Source organism: Kurthia sp. FSL E2-0154 (assembly GCF_038003625.1).
GTDB lineage: Bacteria > Bacillota > Bacilli > Bacillales_A > Planococcaceae > Kurthia > Kurthia gibsonii.
On sequence record NZ_JBBOPO010000001.1, the window covers coordinates 501,611 to 518,770 of the forward strand.

Consider the following 17,160-nt stretch of genomic DNA (forward strand, 5'->3'; position numbering starts at 1 on the left):
ATCAATGAACAGGTGGTTAATCAAAACGTATTATAAGATGTACATAAAACTGCATTTATTAGGTATGGCAGTGTTAGTTGAAGTCTTTTTAGCATTAGATGTATCACTATTTTTAGCTTTTCCCCAGTTACTCATTATGTTGTTTCTGATTGCTTTGTATCGAAAATTTGGTAAAGCTATGTTAGAAAAAGCATATGAATGGGCGGGGAAATATCGTCCACTCTTTTACATTATGTTATTTCTGATTGCTTCCAACTACGCATTTTATATAGGAATCAATCTCGACGTATTTTAATGGATGAAATCAGTGAGTATTCGTTCGATTTTTGGTATGATAGATTAGATATGTTCAAATTGAAAGAACATCTAACTGATGTAAAGATCAGTGCGTAGATGAGGGGAGTTATACCGAAGATGAACGAAGAACAACGATTACAAGGTCAACAAGTGAAGCCTTTTAAACCATTACAACCAGTGAAAGAAAAAGATTATAGTCAATTTTTCCAAAAGACACCTTCTTTAAAAGATGCGAAAAAGCGTGGTAAAGAAGAAATTGAATATCATGCAGATTTCAAAATTGATGAGCGTTTTGCAGAAATGGGTAGAGGACGTAAATTCTATATCCGCACATATGGCTGTCAAATGAATGAACATGATACAGAAGTAATGGCAGGTATTTTTGAGCAATTAGGATACGAAGCGACAGATGAAGTGACAGAGGCGAATGTCATTTTAATGAATACATGTGCAATTCGTGAAAATGCTGAAAATAAAGTGTTCGGTGAATTAGGACACTTCAAGCCTTTAAAATTACAAAATCCAGATTTATTAATCGGTGTTTGTGGCTGTATGTCGCAAGAAGAAGCTGTGGTTAATAAAATTTTAAAAACATATGATCAAGTAGATATGGTATTTGGTACACATAATATTCACCGTCTGCCAGAAATTTTAAATGAAGCATACTTATCAAAAGAGACGGTTATTGATGTATGGTCTAAAGAAGGCGATGTCATCGAAAACTTACCGAAAGTGCGTAAAGGACAAACAAAAGCTTGGGTTAATATTATGTACGGTTGTGATAAATTCTGCACATATTGTATCGTTCCTTATACACGCGGGAAAGAGCGTAGCCGCTTACCACAAGATATTATTCAAGAAGTACGTGAGTTAGCAGCAGCAGGATATCAAGAGATTACATTACTTGGACAAAACGTGAATGCATACGGTAAAGACTTACCTGATTCATCTATTGGTTTAGGTGATTTAATGGATGAATTACGTAAGATTGATATTCCACGTATTCGCTTTACAACAAGTCATCCACGTGATTTTGATGATTATTTAATCGAAGTATTAGCGAAAAAAGGAAACTTAGTTGAACATATTCACTTACCTGTTCAATCAGGTTCAAGCGATATGTTAAAAATTATGGCACGTAAATATACGCGTGAAAGCTATTTAGAATTAGTGCGTAAAATTCGTACAGCTATTCCAGATGTCGCATTAACAACAGATATTATTGTTGGTTTCCCGAATGAAACAGAAGAACAATTTGAAGAAACATTATCTCTTTATAGAGAAGTCGGTTTTGAAATGGCATTCACATACATTTATTCACCGCGTGAAGGTACACCGGCAGCGAAAATGAGGGATAATGTACCAGCAGAAGTGAAGAAACAACGTCTACATCGTTTAAATGAAGTCGTTGCTGAATATTCAGCAAAAGCGTTGAAAAAGTTAGAAGGCGAAATTGTTGAAGTACTTGTTGAAGGTGAAAGTAAACGAAATGACCAAGTATTAGCAGGCTATACACGTAAAAACCGTTTAGTGAATTTTGTTGCACCGAAAGAAGTCATTGGACAATATGTACATGTACGTATTACAGAAGCAAAAACACACTCATTAGCAGGAGAATTCGTTGAGGTTGTGTCAAAAACCGCTGAGGTGAAATAATATGAGCCACACAAAAGAAGAAGTATTAGCAAAAGCGCGCCAAATTGCACAGATGATGGAGGAAACAGAAGAAGTTGAATTTTTCAAACGTGCAGAAAAACAAATTGATGCCAATGGTAAAGTAAGTGAGATCATCGCACAGATGAAAGCTTTACAAAAGCAGGCAGTCAACTTACAACATTTTGGTAAGAAACAAGCTTTAGCAGAAGTAGAAGCAAAAATTGAAGCATTAGAAAATACATTATATGCGATGCCGATTGTTGAAGAATTTCAAGTTGTGCAGCAAGAAGTGAATGAATTGTTGCAAATGGTCTCGCAAACAATCGTTCAACGAGTTGATGAAACAACTAAATAATTTATTTGTCAAAAAATACCATGTTTTAGAAAGCTCTTTTTTGGAAATTAAATGAAAAAGGAGATGTTTCTATTGTTAGCATATAAAAAGCAAGGAACTGGTCCAGCAATTGTTTTTGTACATGGGTTTTTAAGCGGCGGTCATAGTTTTGATTTTATCATTGAAGACTTAGCCGCAACACATACTGTATATGTTGTTGATTTACCAGGTATTGGCGAGAGTCAAATTGAAAAATCAGATTATCAAGTTGAAGATTATGCAAAAGAAGTGGCCGAAGTATTAGAGCAAGAAGGTGTAGAGGAAGCTGTCTGGGTAGGACATTCAATGGGTGGCTACGTTGCCTTAGCAGCTGTAGAGGAAAAGATTGCGCCTGTTTCACAACTTGTTCTATTATTCTCATCAGATTTAGCTGATGGGGAAGAAGCGCGTGAAAAGCGTGAAAAGCAAAAAGGTGAGATTCGTGAAAAAGGAGTTGACGTCTTTGTTGATTCTATGATTGAAAATTTCTTTCCAGAAGGTTCTTCAGAAGAGTCAATTGATTACATGCGGAAAGTGGCGAAGTATGCGACACCTGAAGGGATGGTCTATCAATTAACAGCGATGCAGCAAAGACCTGAACGTACAACGGTTATTACTGAAGGGTCGATACCTGTTGCAATCATTGAAGGGACAAATGATTCAATTATGAAACCAATTGAAACGGATGGGCCGAATGTACAAAAAGTGCGTATTCCAACAGGACATATGGGCATGGTTGAAAAGCCAGCGCTTGTCATTGATGCGATTCGTATGGTTTTGACAAAAGATGATTAAAATAAGATAGACACACTAAAATTCCGTATGATTTTTCGAAATCATACGGAATTTTCTATATTTAAAAAGTATATGTTTTTTGCATTGGTGAACGGAAGCGTTTTGTATCTGGTGTGCGAAAAGCTACGTGTTTTGGCTTTCGGTTATGCATACGTTTACGCCACATTTTAAATGTAGCAAAACAAGGAGAAGATTATGATCCAAGAGCGCAATACGCGAAACGATGGTTGCCAATTTTGAAAGACGTTCCAGCACATCGAGTCTACACAACAGAGCCTTTAACAGATGATGAGCAAAAGCAATATGGTGTGATATTAGGCATCGATTATGCAGCACCAATCGTTGACTTATTTTCCTCTGCAAATGAACAAAAACAGAAGTATTTACGTGCAGTGAAAAAAGATTAGTTATACGTAAACTATAAATTTTACATCATCCATTATTATATGATGAACAAAAGTTCAGCTTATTATAAACCAATATTGGAGACATAAAAAAGTCTTGCCACATCAATGCATGCGGAAGGACTTTTCTTATATTATTTACTTTTCTTAATTATATCATACGCTTCAAGCGCGCGTTTTCGACCTGTTTTATGGTCAACAATCGGAAATGGATAGGTTCTTCCAAGTTCTACGCCAGCTTCTTCTAATACACGTTCAGGTGCTTCGAATGGTGCGTGAATATATTTGTCTGGTACATTTTCTAGTTCGGGTAACCATTTACGAATATAATCGCCTTTTCCATCAAATTTTTCTGATTGTAAAATCGGATTAAAGACGCGGAAGTAAGGAGCAGCATCTGCGCCACAACCAGCAACCCATTGCCATCCCATACCATTATTCGCTACATTAAAGTCTACAAGCGTCTCTTTAAACCATTCATATCCTTTTTGCCATTCAATCAATAGATGTTTGACTAAGAAAGATGCACTAACCATTCGCACACGATTGTGCATAAAGCCTGTCGCATATAATTCACGCATGCCCGCATCAATTAATGGATAGCCCGTTTGTCCTTTTTGCCACTCCACAAGTGCTTGGACATTATTTAACCAAGGGAATGCTTCGAATTCTTTTCGTAGCGGGACAGCATCTAAATCAGGATTGTAATGCAGTTGATAATACGAGAATTCACGCCATACGAGTTGACGTAAGAAGTTATCAATTTCATCGCTTTTTGCTGTATATTGTTCAGTTTGCATCATACTACGACCCGAAGCCCATAAAGCACGTGCGCTAATACTACCGCAAGCAAGATGTGGTGAAAGTAAGGATGTACTCATTTTTGCAGGGAAATCGCGGTCTTCTACATAGTTTGCAATCGTTTCTTCTCTAAAATGAAGCCATTGGTCAATCGCAGCACGCTCACCAATTTTCCAATGCGCGAGTACATCATCATACCAGTTAACAGAGTCGAGTAGACCGAGGTCATCTACAGAGAGTGAAGGCGCTGATTCACCTTGCTCAATTGTTTCAGGCTCTGGTAGAGAAGAAGGAATATGTTCACCGCGATATCTTTTCCAAAACGGTGTAAACACTTGATAATGTTCTTTTTTGCCGTTCACGATTTCTTCAGGTTGTAATAAGAGCGTTCCTTCAAATTCATGCACTTGTACGCCTTTTTGTTCAAGTGCTTGACGTAATTTTTGCAGTGCCTCGATACGTTCTTTTTCATATGAACGATGCCAATGAACTGCATCGCACTTCAGTTCATCTATTAACTTTAGCACCTCATCAACGAAGTCACCTTGTCGTAAAATAAGCGTTTGATTTTTCTTCTTTAAGGCGTGTTGTAAATCAAGTAGTGCATGGTGTCGCCACACATCTGAAGCTGTTGGACGCCTTTTTAGTGGTTGAGCAATATAAGCAGTCGCTACACGACCGTTTTCTGCGGCATGAAAAAGCGCAGGATGGTCATGTAGACGAAGGTCTTGTTGAAAAAGCACCAATGTAAACATCTCAGATCATCTCCTACATAAATTCAATCTAACTTATCGTATAATTCACTATAAAACTTGTCAAAAATAGTGCTTTTAACCTTTTCTCTCGTGTAAAACAAATACGATGATACTAAAAGTAAGCAGTGTAACACCTGTAAATAAAAAGCCAGGTTGATTAATCAAGTCGAGTGTTCCGAGTACAAAAGAGCCAGCAACGGTTCCGATGGAGAAGAACGCATAAAAATAGCCGTAAGCTTTTCCACGAATCTCTTTTTCAGTTGCTTCCGCAAGTAATTTGTTAATAGCTGGGAATGTGAATGAGAACCCAATTCCATAAAGCGATAGTACACCGTATAGTGGAATCGTCGTCGTCGCTTCACCTAATAAGATTTGACTGACACCAAGCAAGACAATCCCGATGAAAAGAGATGAAGAAGCTGATAGATAATCGAAAATTCGGTTGAGTGGTGTAATGAAAATGATGACAGCAACAATCCCGAACATACTTAATAAAGTTCCCGACATGCGCGAAGTATAACCTAACTCTTGTACATAAATAGGTAATAAATAAGCAAGGCTACCTTGCGAAAACATTAAAAAGAATGCGCCGACATAAGACTGAACGAGCTTTTTAGACCAAATAAGTGGGGCACGTTCTTTCATTACATTTTGACTGCGCTGCTGTTTTGTTCGTTGTAAAAATAACAGTGCAATTAATAGAAGTGCTCCAATTCCACCAACAATACTTAAAACGTTTGGAACAGACATCTTCGTCGCTAAAATACCACCTGTTGCAGGTCCAATAATTGCTGCAAGTCCGACAAATGCACCTGTAAAGGCACTACCACTTCCTTGTGTATCTTCTCTGCGTAAATTCGCGAGTAATGCAAAAGCAGCAGGAGTAATAAAGCCACTGCTAAAGCCATGAAGTGAGCGAACGATTAATAACATGGTTGGATTTTCAATGAATTGATAACTAAAAAGAGACGCGACAGATAAAAGCAGTCCGAGCATGAGCATTTTATATGCGCCAATTTTATCTGTAAAAATACCTGAAAAAATATTACCGAATGTATTCGTAAATGAGTACAGACCAACAACAATCCCGACAACGAATGTCGAAGCGCCAAGTGAAAGTGCGTATGTACTCATAACAGGTAGTTGTACAAATAAATCAAAGAATGAGAAGAAGATAATCCCATACACAATCCAAATTTTTTGGAATGGTTGCGTCGTTGTTGTGTATTCCATCTTTTTTAATTGCCAGTCGAGCGCAAAGTTTCCAAGCGGGATAAAAGCAGCAAGGAACGATAAGAACGTCCAATGACCGCGCCATTGAATACGTATTTGAACATATAAAATCGCTAAACAGTAGAGAATGAAAATTCCACCGTGAAGCGCACCATTAATCGTAACAAATTGTGGATGGTCCCATATATATTTGAGCGGCATGGAGATACAAAGTAAAACAAGTAAAGACAAACCGTCAAGAATGCCCATGATACGTAAAATTCTAATTGGATGAGCTTGCATAAAGAGACTCCTTTGTTCATAGTAATCTAATTCTAAGTGTAACATATTCAAAGCCTGAAACAATTCAATTGCTTAGAACGATTTATGAACATATTTTTGTTATAATAGAATGAAATGAAAAGCACGAATGTGAGGTTTTAATAATGGCATATACGCCCATGATTCAACAATATTTAGCTGTAAAAGCAGATTATAAAGATGCCTTTCTTTTTTATCGTTTAGGTGATTTTTACGAGATGTTTTTTGATGATGCGACGCGTGCATCACAAATTTTAGAGATTACATTAACAAGCCGCGATGCAGGGACGAAAGAACGTATTCCAATGTGTGGTGTACCCCACCATTCGGCTAAGAACTATATTGATACATTAATTCAAAAAGGATATAAAGTAGCAATTTGTGAGCAAACAGAAGATCCAAAGCTGGCAAAAGGTGTTGTAAAGCGAGAAGTTGTACAAGTGGTTACACCAGGTACTGTAATGGAAGGGAAAAATGTCGACCAGAAGAGTAATGTGTACATTGCAGCTGTTGAACAACTAGCGCAGCAATATGGTTTTGTATATTTAGATTTATCGACAGGGGAAGCAGTTGCTACATATATTGATGGTGACGTGAAGGATGTATTCCAACAACTTCAATCACTCCAAATTCGTGAAGTTGTCGTTAGCCCTGAACTATATGATGAATGGTTGGAGTTAGCAGATCGTTATGCGATTGTTTTATCCATTGCTGAAAAACAAGTTGCTGATGCCAAAGAATATATAGAAGATATTCCAACACATTTACATGCAGTAGCCAAGCGTTTACTCCATTATTTAGAAGAAACACAATTGCGCGCTCTATCGCATATTCAGCCCTTCACGTTTATTGAAGTGCAGTCGATTTTAAAAATTGATGCCAATTCAAAGCGTAATTTAGAGTTGATTCAAACATTGCGCGGCGAATTAAAAGGCTCGTTACTATGGCTTTTAGATGAGACGGTTACAGCGATGGGTGGACGTAAACTCAAACAATGGATTCACCAACCATTAGCGAACCGTACTGCGATTGAGAAAAGACTGCAAACTGTTTCGCATTTAATGGACAGTTACTTTATTCGTTTAGAATTACAAACACTATTAAAAGAAGTATATGACTTAGAACGCTTAGCAGGACGTATTGCTTTCGGTAGTGTGGGAGGACGTGATTTAGCACAACTACGTGCATCATTGCGCCAAATTCCGTTCATTCGTGAACAATTAGAAGAATCAGGACATGAGCAACTAATTACACTGAGTCGTCAAATGGATGATTGCCAAGACATCGAATCCTTTTTAAGCCAAGCCATTACAGATCATCCGCCTATTTCGGTTAAAGAAGGCGATGTCATTCGAGAAGGCTATAATGCGCAATTAGATGATTATCGCTATGCTTCTCGTAATGGGAAAGACTGGATTGCACAACTAGAACAAAAAGAACGTGAACGAACAGGCGTTAAAAATTTAAAAATTGGTTATAATCGTGTCTTTGGTTATTACATTGAAATGACAAAATCGAATGTCCATTTAGCTGATTTAACACGCTATGAACGTAAGCAAACATTAGCAAATGCTGAGCGATTTATTACAGAAGAATTAAAAGAAAAAGAGGCAATCATTTTAAATGCGGAAGAAAAAAGTTTAGAGTTAGAATATACATTATTCACTGAAATACGTGAAAAAATTAAACCATTTATTCCACGTATTCAGCAACTCGCTTCTCAAATTAGTGAACTCGATGTATTCGCAAGCTTTGCGACGGTGGCAGAGAACTATCAGTTTGTACAACCAACATTCCATGATGAGCAAGCATTAAAAATTGTGAATGGTCGTCATCCAGTCGTTGAAAAAATGATGAATAAATCACTCTATGTACCGAATGATTGTATCTTAGCAACGGATGAAAATATGTTATTAATTACAGGACCGAATATGTCGGGTAAATCAACTTTCATGCGTCAAGTGGCATTGATTACAATCATGGCGCAAATGGGCTGTTATGTGCCAGCAGATGAAGCGGTATTACCTGTAACGGACCAAATCTTTACACGTATTGGTGCAGCCGATGACTTAGCAGGCGGGCAAAGTACATTCATGGTAGAGATGATGGAATCACAACACGCTATCATGCATGCGACAGAGCGGAGTTTATTACTGTTTGATGAGATTGGTCGTGGCACATCCACATATGATGGGATGTCTTTAGCACAAGCAATGATGGAATATATTCATGATGAAATCGGTGCGAACACGTTATTTTCAACACATTATCACGAACTAACAACACTTGAACAAGCACTACCTCGTTTACGCAATGTCCATGTAGCTGCCACAGAGCAAGACGGTAAAGTTGTATTTTTACACAAAGTAAAAGAAGGACCTGCTGACCAATCATATGGTATTCACGTAGCGGAACTTGCAGAATTACCAGAAGCAATTATTTCACGTTCACGTGAGTTACTTGCGAATTTCGAGTCAAATGCTCAAAGTGGCGAAACGCAGGTGATTGAAAAAATTGTAGAGAAGATTGTTGAAGTACCAGTTGAAGTGCCTGTAAAAGAGCAGGTCAAAGAAAGTTCAGATCAACTTTCCTTCTTTGAAGCGCAGGAAGCTGTACCAGCATTAACAGAAGAAGAACAAGAAGCATTAAATAAGCTTCGTTCACTGAATGTATCTGGCACAACGCCGATGGATGCACTGCAACTTGTGTATCAACTACAGCAAACATTATTAAAATAAAAAAGGAGGTCTTTTGCATGGGGCAAATTCAAATAATGGATGATTTTTTATCAAATAAAATTGCAGCGGGTGAAGTAGTAGAGAGACCAACATCTGTTGTCAAAGAGCTTGTTGAAAATGCCATCGATGCAGGTAGTACCTCCATTGAAGTCATTTTAGAAGAAGCAGGCCTAACATCCATTCAAGTCATCGATAATGGGTATGGTATGGACGAGGAAGATGCGCTCATCTCATTCCAACGTCATGCGACAAGTAAGATTCATCATGAACACGACTTGTTTCGTATTCGTACATTAGGTTTTAGGGGAGAGGCACTCGCGTCCATTGCATCTGTTTCAAAAGTGCATCTCATGACTTCAAATGGTGAAACAGGTTTAGAAGTATATTTAGAAGGTGGACATGTGAAAGAGAAAAAGCCAGGGCCACTTCGTCGTGGAACGGACTTGCAAGTGAAGCAACTCTTTTATAATACACCTGCACGCTTAAAATATATGAAAACCATTCAAACAGAGTTGGGACATACAATTGATTTGATGAACCGTTTAGCGCTCTGCTATCCGAATATTGCATTTAAATTGCGTCATCATGATCATATGCTACTTCAAACTAATGGTCGTGGCGATTTACAACATGTTTTGGCGGCGATTTACGGTGTATCCAACGCGAAAAAAATGGTCGCATTTGAAGGGGAATCGCAAGACTATAAGATTTATGGTTTTACAACAATTCCAGAAATCACGCGCGCATCTAAAAATTATATGTCCATTTTTGTGAATGGTCGTTGGGTGAAGCATTATACAATTCAAAAAGCGATTTTAGAAGCATACCATACGTATTTACCTATAGGACGTGCGCCGATTACGGTTATTCATATTGAAGGGGACCCTCATTTAACAGATGTGAATGTGCATCCAGCAAAGCAACAAATTCGTCTTAGTAAAGAAGGAGAATTGATGCAGTTAATTGAAAAAACAATCCATGAAGCCATTCGTTCACATATGCATGTACCTGAAATTGCTAAGCCGAAAAAGAAGTTAGCTCCTTTAACAGAACAAGTGAATTTTTGGAAACAAATAGACTATGCGAATACAAAAATCGAACAGTTTGGTGAGTTGCCAAGAAAAGCACAGCAAGTAAAAGAGAAAGTTGAAGAGCCTTTTGTTGATTCAGTAAGTTTGGACCCCGCAGAAATGTGGGAAGATATAATAGATACACCTTTTGAAAACCTCGATGTAAAAGAGATTGAAAAAGATGAATTGGTGGAAAAAGAAATAGAGAAAGACCCTTTTCCAGAATTAGAAATGATTGGACAAATTCATGGGACGTACATTGTGGCACAAAGTGAAGATGGTTTTTACTTAATTGACCAACATGCAGCGCAGGAGCGTATTAAGTATGAATTCTTCAAGGAAAAAGTAGGTGAAGTTCATGCAAATGAGCGTCAAGCACTTTTATTACCACTGACTTTTCATTATTCAGCAGACGAGGCACTTACGCTTCGTTCTGCGAAAGGTGAACTCGAACAAGTCGGTGTATTTTTAGAAGAATTTGGTCAACATTCATTTGTGGTAAGAGAATATCCCACATGGTTTCCAAAAGATTTAGAACAGGAGATTATTGAAGATTTAATTGAACAAGTGTTAGATGAAGGCAAAGCAAATATAAAAAAGTTAAGAGAGGATGCAGCAATTATGATGAGTTGTAAAAAATCCATTAAAGCGAATCATTATCTCGATCACGCACAAATGGTACGATTAATTGCCGACCTAAAGCAATGCCATCAACCATTCACTTGCCCTCACGGCCGACCTGTAATTGTCCATTTTAGAACGTATGAAATCGAAAAGATGTTTAAACGTGTGATGTAATTAAAAGGAGGACGACAGAATGTTTTCAGCAGCTCGTAGACAAGATCAAATTGATCAATTGAACCGACAAAGTTTTGATGTAGTTATTATTGGTGGAGGAATCACAGGAGCAGGTATTGCATTGGATGCCATATCACGTGGTTTAAGTGTAGCAATTATTGATATGCAAGATTTTGCAGGAGGAACATCGAGTCGTTCAACGAAATTAGTACATGGAGGACTTCGTTATTTAAAACAAGCACAAGTAGGAATTGTAGCAGAGGTGGGGCGTGAACGAAAAATCGTTTATGAAAATGGTGTGCATATTACAACACCACTTGGCATGCTACTCCCTTTCTATAAAGGTGGGCAATTCGGTCCTATAACAACTTCAATTGGACTGAAGGTTTATGATAGTTTAGCAGGTGTAAAAAAGTCAGAGCGTCGCGTTATGCTTAGTCCAGAAGAAACGCTTCAAAAAGAACCACTTTTAAAGAAAGATGGCTTACGCGGTGGCGGTTTATATGTAGAGTACCGTACAGATGATGCACGTCTAACAATTGAAGTATTAAAAAGAGCTGTTGAGCTAGGTGCAGTGGCTTTGAATTATGTAAAAGCTCTATCATTCATTTACGATGACAATAAAAAAGTAGCAGGTATTTATGCAATTGATCAAATAACAAAGCGTGAAATAACAATTCGTGGAAAAGCAGTTGTCAATGCAGCGGGCCCTTGGGTGAATGAAGTAATGGAACGTGATCCATTAGCTTCAAGTAAAAAAGCATTGTTACGTACAAAAGGTGTTCATATCGTAATTGATCAATCTATTTTCCCATTAAAACAATCTGTGTATTTTGATACGGAAGATGGACGTATGATTTTCGCTATTCCACGAGAAGGAAAAGCATACGTAGGTACAACGGATACAATTTATCATGATGACCCCGTTGAACCAGTTGCTACAAGTGAAGATGTAGCTTATATTTTAGACGCAGTTCACTATATATTCCCAGATGTTGATGTTTCATTCAAAGATGTGGAGTCTACTTGGTCAGGAGTACGTCCATTAATTTATGAAAAAGGTAAAGACCCTTCTGAAGTCTCACGAAAAGATGAAGTGTGGGAATCTGAGTCTGGACTCTTAACAATGGCAGGCGGAAAGTTAACAGGTTACCGTCGAATGGCGGAAGAAGTAGTAGATCGTTTAGTAAAACGAAAAGAATTTAAAGGAACAGGTCCATGTGTTACGAAAGAGTTATCTTTATCAGGTGCAACTATGCTAACACCAGAAAATTTTGACGCATATGTCGCATTTAAAGGCGATGAAGGTGTGCAGTATGGCTTGACGAAAAAAGTTGCAGAAGAACTTGTACACAAATATGGTACAAACATTGAAGACATCTATCGTATTTTACGTGTAACAAAAAATGACTATAAAGACCGCGGTCTACCAGTGGATTTATATTTAGAAGTGATTTATGGTATGCAGTTTGAAATGGCTTATACACCAGCTGACGTATTCATTCGTCGTACAGGTAAATTGTATTTCGATATTCAACAAGTGCGTAAGTATAAAGATGAAGTCATCTCTTTAATGAGTGATTACTTGGAATATACAGATCATGAAAAAGCACTTCATCAACAAGAATTAGAACAACTTCTTGAAGATGCAACACATTTTGCAAAGGAAGGTTCACATGGATAAAATACAAAAAGAAATACGCGTACAACATGACCATATCATTGTAGCGAATGTCTACATGCCCGAAAAAGAAATACGCGGGCATGTACATATTTTTCATGGTATGGCGGAACACCAAGAACGTTATGAAAAGTTTGCCCGCTTTTTAAATGAACATGGATACGTCGTATCTACCCATGACCATCGTGGACATGGTCAGACAGCTAGTAAAAATAATGCGCCTTATGGTTTCTTTGCCGAAGAAGATGGTTTTGAAGTTGTCGTACAAGATGCCCATGATGTCATTCAAGCGATTCGACAAGAACATGATTGGCCAATGCCAATTTTAATTGGTCATAGTATGGGGTCGTTTATTTTAAGACGTTATATCGAATTTTATAGTCATGAAGTGAAAAAAGTAATTTTGATTGGTACAGGTGCTTTTTCTTCCTTACATCGTGTGGGGCTTTATACTGCACGTTTATTAGCAAGTCAAAAAGGCAAAACGAAGCCCGCAAAATTACTTGAACAGATGTCGTTTGGCTCGTATAATGCCAAAGTAGAAAATAGTAAGACATCTTCGGATTGGCTCTCAACGGATTCAAGAGAAGTGCGAAAATATATTGAAGATGAATTATGTGGATTCACATGCACCAATCAATTTTATGTCGATTTATTAACGGGGCTTGCGACATTATCAAAAGAAGCCGAAGTGAATCGAATTCGTAAAGACTTGCCAATTCTACTAATTAGCGGTAAAGAAGACCCTGTTGGTGATTATGGTAAAGGAGTATGGCGCGTTGCACGCCAATACTATCATGCTGATTTTACACATGTGACTGTACACTTATTCGAACATAAGCGACATGAGATTTTAAATGAAAAAAATAATACAATGGTTTATAAAACAATATTAAAATGGTTGGAGAAAAAAAGTCATGAGCGAGCAACAGCAGTATGATGTATTGGCGATTGTCGGACCTACAGCAGTAGGGAAAACAGCGCTTAGCATCGAACTTGCCAAACAGTTAAATGGTGAGATTATTAACGGTGATTCCATGCAAGTCTATAAAGATTTAGATATTGGAACCGCTAAAATACGAGAAGATGAAAAAGAGGGCATTGTGCATCATCTCATTGATATTAAAGAAGCAACAGATGAATTTTCAGTTGCAGAATATCAGCAGTTAGTACGTGAAAAAATTGAAGAAATTCAACACCGAGGTAAGATGCCCATTATCGTTGGTGGAACAGGTTTATACGTGCAATCGGTCTTATATGATTTCCGTTTTACCGATGAGAAGATTGATGACACTGCACGTAAAGCCTATTACGAGGAACTTGAAAAAGTAGGTCCTGAGAAGATGCATGAAAAATTGATGGCTGTTGATCCCGAAACAGCGAAAACTATCCATCCGAATAATACGCGTCGTGTTATTCGTGCGCTTGAAATGGCAGAACATAGTGTGCAAAAGAAGTCAGATGAAGCGTCGAAACAAGGGAATAAACCACTATATCATCATTTTATTATTGGTTTAAATATGGACCGCGATACACTCTATGAACGCATTAATCTTCGTGTGGATATCATGCTAGAGCAAGGTTTAGAAGAAGAAGTACGAGGACTTTATGAGCGCGGTGTACGCGATTGTCAATCGATTAAAGCGATTGGCTATAAAGAACTCTATCAATATTTTGATGGGAGTGTGACGAAAGAAGAAGCGATAGAGAATTTAAAGCAAAATTCACGTCGCTACGCAAAACGTCAATTAACGTACTTCCGAAATAAGTTGGATGTGAACTGGTTTGATGCGAAAGAAGAAAAAAGTAGTTTAGTTGAGTTAATTTCATAATTCCAATCCCTTTGTTATCAAGGGGTAAAATTAAATAAAAATGAGGCACCTCCCCAAATTCGGTATAATGGTAGCGACTAAACAACCCACCCGAAAGGAATGATGCCTCATGACTATTGTAAAACAAATTAGCCTGTTTGACATCCAAGAATTATTCGAAATGGAAAGTTCGCACCGATTTGATGCCATTTTCTCCACTTTCGATGTACAACCTATCTTTCATCTCTTTTCTAAAAAGACAATGCGTGGTGCTCCACGCGAATGTAATTACGGGGCCATGATTCAATCATTAATAGTACGTATCGTCGAACGTATTCCAACAATAAAGGACTTAGTCAAACGTTTAGTCAACGACCCTTTATTCCGTTTGGATTGCGGATTTCTTGTTTCGGATTCAGTTCCGTCAGAAGCGTCATATTCTCGTATGATTGATGTCATTAGTCAATCTGATGTACTAGATTTCATGCAGGATCAACTTATCCTAGCCGCTTTGACGGAAGGATTTCTCGAAGACGAGTGTCTCGGTTTTGATGCAACACACTTCGAATCACGTGATGCCTCAAAGCCTTCAGAGAAAAAAGAAGCAGCTCCACCAAAAAAACGTGGTCGAAAAACGTCTGAAGAACAAGCGATTTGGTTAGCTGAACAATCTGAGATTGAGGTCAATCAAACAACCTATGAAAAGAAGCTAGAAGCTCAGTTGACGATTCCGACGAACACACTTTGGCAAGATATCCCCATTGAACCGAAGTGGGGAATTAAGAAAAATAGTAATGGCAAAAATACGTTCTGGTATGGCTTTAAGGGACATTTAGCTGTTTCAACTAAAAGTCAATACATTGTCGCTCGCATCATGTCCTCAGGGAATTTAAGCGATAGTAAAGCAGCTATACCCTTGTTGAAAAAAATCGCAGACTTCTTGCCAAATCATTTCGCTACCGCAATTTTTGATGCAGGATATGATTACGAGCCAATTTACCGTCAAATATTAAATCAAACAATGCGTGCTGTTATTCCGTATAATGTCCGACGAGAGAGCGAAGTAATTGGATTTGACCAACATTTCCGCCCAACCTGTGTGCGCGAACATAGTTATCGTTATGACAGCTTTGATGAAAAATATCAGACACTCAAATTCACAAGACCAAAGGAATGTGAAACTTGTCCATTACGCGATGATTCCCTATGTCAAAAGGTTTTCAAAATAAAATGCGAAACAGATATTCGTAAGTATACGTCTCCAGCACGTGGCTCAGATTTATGGAAGAAACTCTATAAAGAACGTACGGCAGTAGAACGTGTAAATGCTTATTTAAAGCAATATTTCCAGTTAAATAACATCCGTCACAGAACAGGTCGCAAAGCAAAATTGCATTTCAATCTAGTGACGTTTATTTATAATGCCTGTAAGTTAGCAGTTGACCGCATCAATTCGCAATTAAGTCATGCAAAAGTACCTGCATAAATTTTAAAAACGATAGTTTTTACATCGGAGCAATCTAAGCTCTTGAAAAAATCGAATTATGAAATTGATTCAGTTAGTAATATTTTGAAAAAAACAGGGTATAAAGATTGGTAGTTAGAAAAGTTTAGCCAAATCTAAGGGGGATCTATATGAAAACGATGAATCTACAAGATTTATATTTAAATCAACTCCGTAAAAACTCTATTTTTTTAACCGTATTCTTATTGAACGGTTTCCAGTTAAAGGGAACGGTTAAATCATTCGATAACTTTACGGTATTACTAGAAGCAGATGGTAAGCAACATTTAATTTTCAAGCATGCTATCTCAACCTTCTCACCGTCAAAATCAATTGGCTTAGAAGGCCCAACAGAAGAATAAGAGAAAGAGGAATTGTGCAGTCGTACAATTCCTCTTTGTTTTTACTAGAATTTAAGTCAATCGACTATTCAATCGCTATAAAAAACTTTATACTGAAGAAAGGTAAAATCAAAGGAGGATTTTTTAAGACATGAAATCAATTACAACAGATGAAGTACTTGCATTACTAGATGCAAATGAAGATTTACATATTATTGACGTGCGCGAAGATGAAGAAGTGGCAAATGGCATCATTCCAGGTGCGGTTCATATTCCACTAGGTCAAATTCCAGAACGTTTTGAAGAGTTAGATCCAGAAACACCATACATTATTGTTTGCCATGCAGGTGGACGTAGCTTTAGCGCTTGCACATACCTAGAAGGAAAAGGTTATGATGTAACGAACCTTGAAGGTGGCATGAGTGTTTGGGATGGCGAATTAGAGTTCTAATTTAGTTGCATATAAAATGGCTGGGACATACGTGTAAAAACATTCCCTCATATGAGCCTAAGAAAAACTGGAATCACGCTTTGGCGTGGTTCCAGTTTATTTTGTGCTTAAAAATAAAAATCTTTTTTCGCTTGTACGCGCTTCTTTTTACT

Annotated in this window: 16 protein-coding genes; 13 read left to right on the top strand and 3 right to left on the bottom strand. The window is 37.7% G+C overall.

Features of this window, described 5'->3' with window-relative positions:
* Positions 1-4 precede the first annotated feature (4 nt).
* The 4 genes from MHB75_RS02365 (at position 5) to MHB75_RS02380 (ending at position 3,121) form a co-directional block, all read left to right on the top strand.
* Positions 5-295 carry a hypothetical protein gene (locus MHB75_RS02365; RefSeq protein ID WP_141272447.1) on the top strand — a complete coding sequence of 97 codons (291 nt, stop codon included), beginning with the start codon at positions 5-7 and terminating at the stop codon, positions 293-295.
* 119 nt (positions 296-414) lie between these two features.
* Positions 415-1,953 carry a tRNA (N6-isopentenyl adenosine(37)-C2)-methylthiotransferase MiaB gene (gene miaB, locus MHB75_RS02370; protein ID WP_141272449.1) on the top strand — a complete coding sequence of 513 codons (1,539 nt, stop codon included), beginning with the start codon at positions 415-417 and terminating at the stop codon, positions 1,951-1,953.
* Position 1,954: 1 nt separating this feature from the next.
* On the top strand, positions 1,955-2,308 hold the full coding sequence (locus MHB75_RS02375) for a RicAFT regulatory complex protein RicA family protein (protein ID WP_141272451.1): 354 nt from the start codon (positions 1,955-1,957) through the stop codon (positions 2,306-2,308).
* A 72-nt stretch (positions 2,309-2,380) separates the two neighbouring features.
* Positions 2,381-3,121 (top strand): alpha/beta fold hydrolase, encoded by a 741-nt coding sequence (locus MHB75_RS02380; RefSeq protein WP_340995761.1) that lies wholly within the window; start codon positions 2,381-2,383, stop codon positions 3,119-3,121.
* 61 nt (positions 3,122-3,182) lie between these two features.
* On the opposite strand, the gene MHB75_RS15065 is transcribed toward MHB75_RS02380, so the two are convergent.
* A complete protein-coding gene (locus MHB75_RS15065) occupies positions 3,183-3,272 on the bottom strand; it encodes a hypothetical protein (protein ID WP_170214689.1) in 90 nt (29 codons plus the stop codon).
* Here MHB75_RS15065 and MHB75_RS02385 point away from each other — a divergent pair.
* A complete protein-coding gene (locus MHB75_RS02385) occupies positions 3,235-3,528 on the top strand; it encodes an FAD-binding domain-containing protein (RefSeq protein ID WP_340995764.1) in 294 nt (97 codons plus the stop codon). The two genes, MHB75_RS15065 and MHB75_RS02385, sit on opposite strands and share 38 nt — an antisense overlap.
* A 131-nt stretch (positions 3,529-3,659) precedes the next feature.
* Here MHB75_RS02385 and MHB75_RS02390 read toward each other — a convergent pair whose 3' ends face one another.
* Together MHB75_RS02390 and MHB75_RS02395 are read right to left on the bottom strand one after the other, a co-directional pair.
* Complete coding sequence (locus MHB75_RS02390; RefSeq protein ID WP_340995767.1) at positions 3,660-5,081, bottom strand: cryptochrome/photolyase family protein; 1,422 nt, start codon at positions 5,079-5,081, stop codon at positions 3,660-3,662.
* Positions 5,082-5,156: 75 nt separating this feature from the next.
* Entirely contained in the window at positions 5,157-6,641 is a 1,485-nt protein-coding gene (locus MHB75_RS02395; RefSeq protein WP_340995769.1) for an MFS transporter, read from the bottom strand.
* Positions 6,642-6,754: 113 nt separating this feature from the next.
* Here MHB75_RS02395 and mutS point away from each other — a divergent pair, with 113 nt between their 5' ends.
* From mutS to MHB75_RS02435, 8 genes are all read left to right on the top strand, one after another.
* Complete coding sequence (mutS, locus tag MHB75_RS02400; RefSeq protein WP_340995772.1) at positions 6,755-9,352, top strand: DNA mismatch repair protein MutS; 2,598 nt, start codon at positions 6,755-6,757, stop codon at positions 9,350-9,352.
* A gap of 17 nt (positions 9,353-9,369) precedes the next feature.
* Entirely contained in the window at positions 9,370-11,220 is a 1,851-nt protein-coding gene (gene mutL, locus MHB75_RS02405; RefSeq protein ID WP_340995773.1) for a DNA mismatch repair endonuclease MutL, read from the top strand.
* Positions 11,221-11,239: 19 nt separating this feature from the next.
* On the top strand, positions 11,240-12,904 hold the full coding sequence (locus tag MHB75_RS02410) for a glycerol-3-phosphate dehydrogenase/oxidase (protein WP_340995775.1): 1,665 nt from the start codon (positions 11,240-11,242) through the stop codon (positions 12,902-12,904).
* Positions 12,897-13,841 carry an alpha/beta fold hydrolase gene (locus MHB75_RS02415; RefSeq protein WP_340995776.1) on the top strand — a complete coding sequence of 315 codons (945 nt, stop codon included), beginning with the start codon at positions 12,897-12,899 and terminating at the stop codon, positions 13,839-13,841. The genes MHB75_RS02410 and MHB75_RS02415 overlap by 8 nt, the downstream gene beginning before the upstream one ends.
* Positions 13,819-14,733, top strand: a complete 915-nt coding sequence (gene miaA / locus MHB75_RS02420) for a tRNA (adenosine(37)-N6)-dimethylallyltransferase MiaA (protein WP_340995777.1) — start codon at positions 13,819-13,821, stop codon at positions 14,731-14,733. The genes MHB75_RS02415 and miaA overlap by 23 nt, the downstream gene beginning before the upstream one ends.
* A gap of 109 nt (positions 14,734-14,842) precedes the next feature.
* Complete coding sequence (locus MHB75_RS02425) at positions 14,843-16,198, top strand: transposase (protein ID WP_109350943.1); 1,356 nt, start codon at positions 14,843-14,845, stop codon at positions 16,196-16,198.
* A gap of 149 nt (positions 16,199-16,347) precedes the next feature.
* The gene (hfq, locus tag MHB75_RS02430; RefSeq protein WP_141272467.1) at positions 16,348-16,578 is read left to right on the top strand and encodes an RNA chaperone Hfq; all 231 of its coding nucleotides are present in this window, start codon (positions 16,348-16,350) and stop codon (positions 16,576-16,578) included.
* A 130-nt stretch (positions 16,579-16,708) separates the two neighbouring features.
* Entirely contained in the window at positions 16,709-17,008 is a 300-nt protein-coding gene (locus MHB75_RS02435) for a rhodanese-like domain-containing protein (protein WP_068454617.1), read from the top strand.
* Positions 17,009-17,160: the final 152 nt, after the last annotated feature.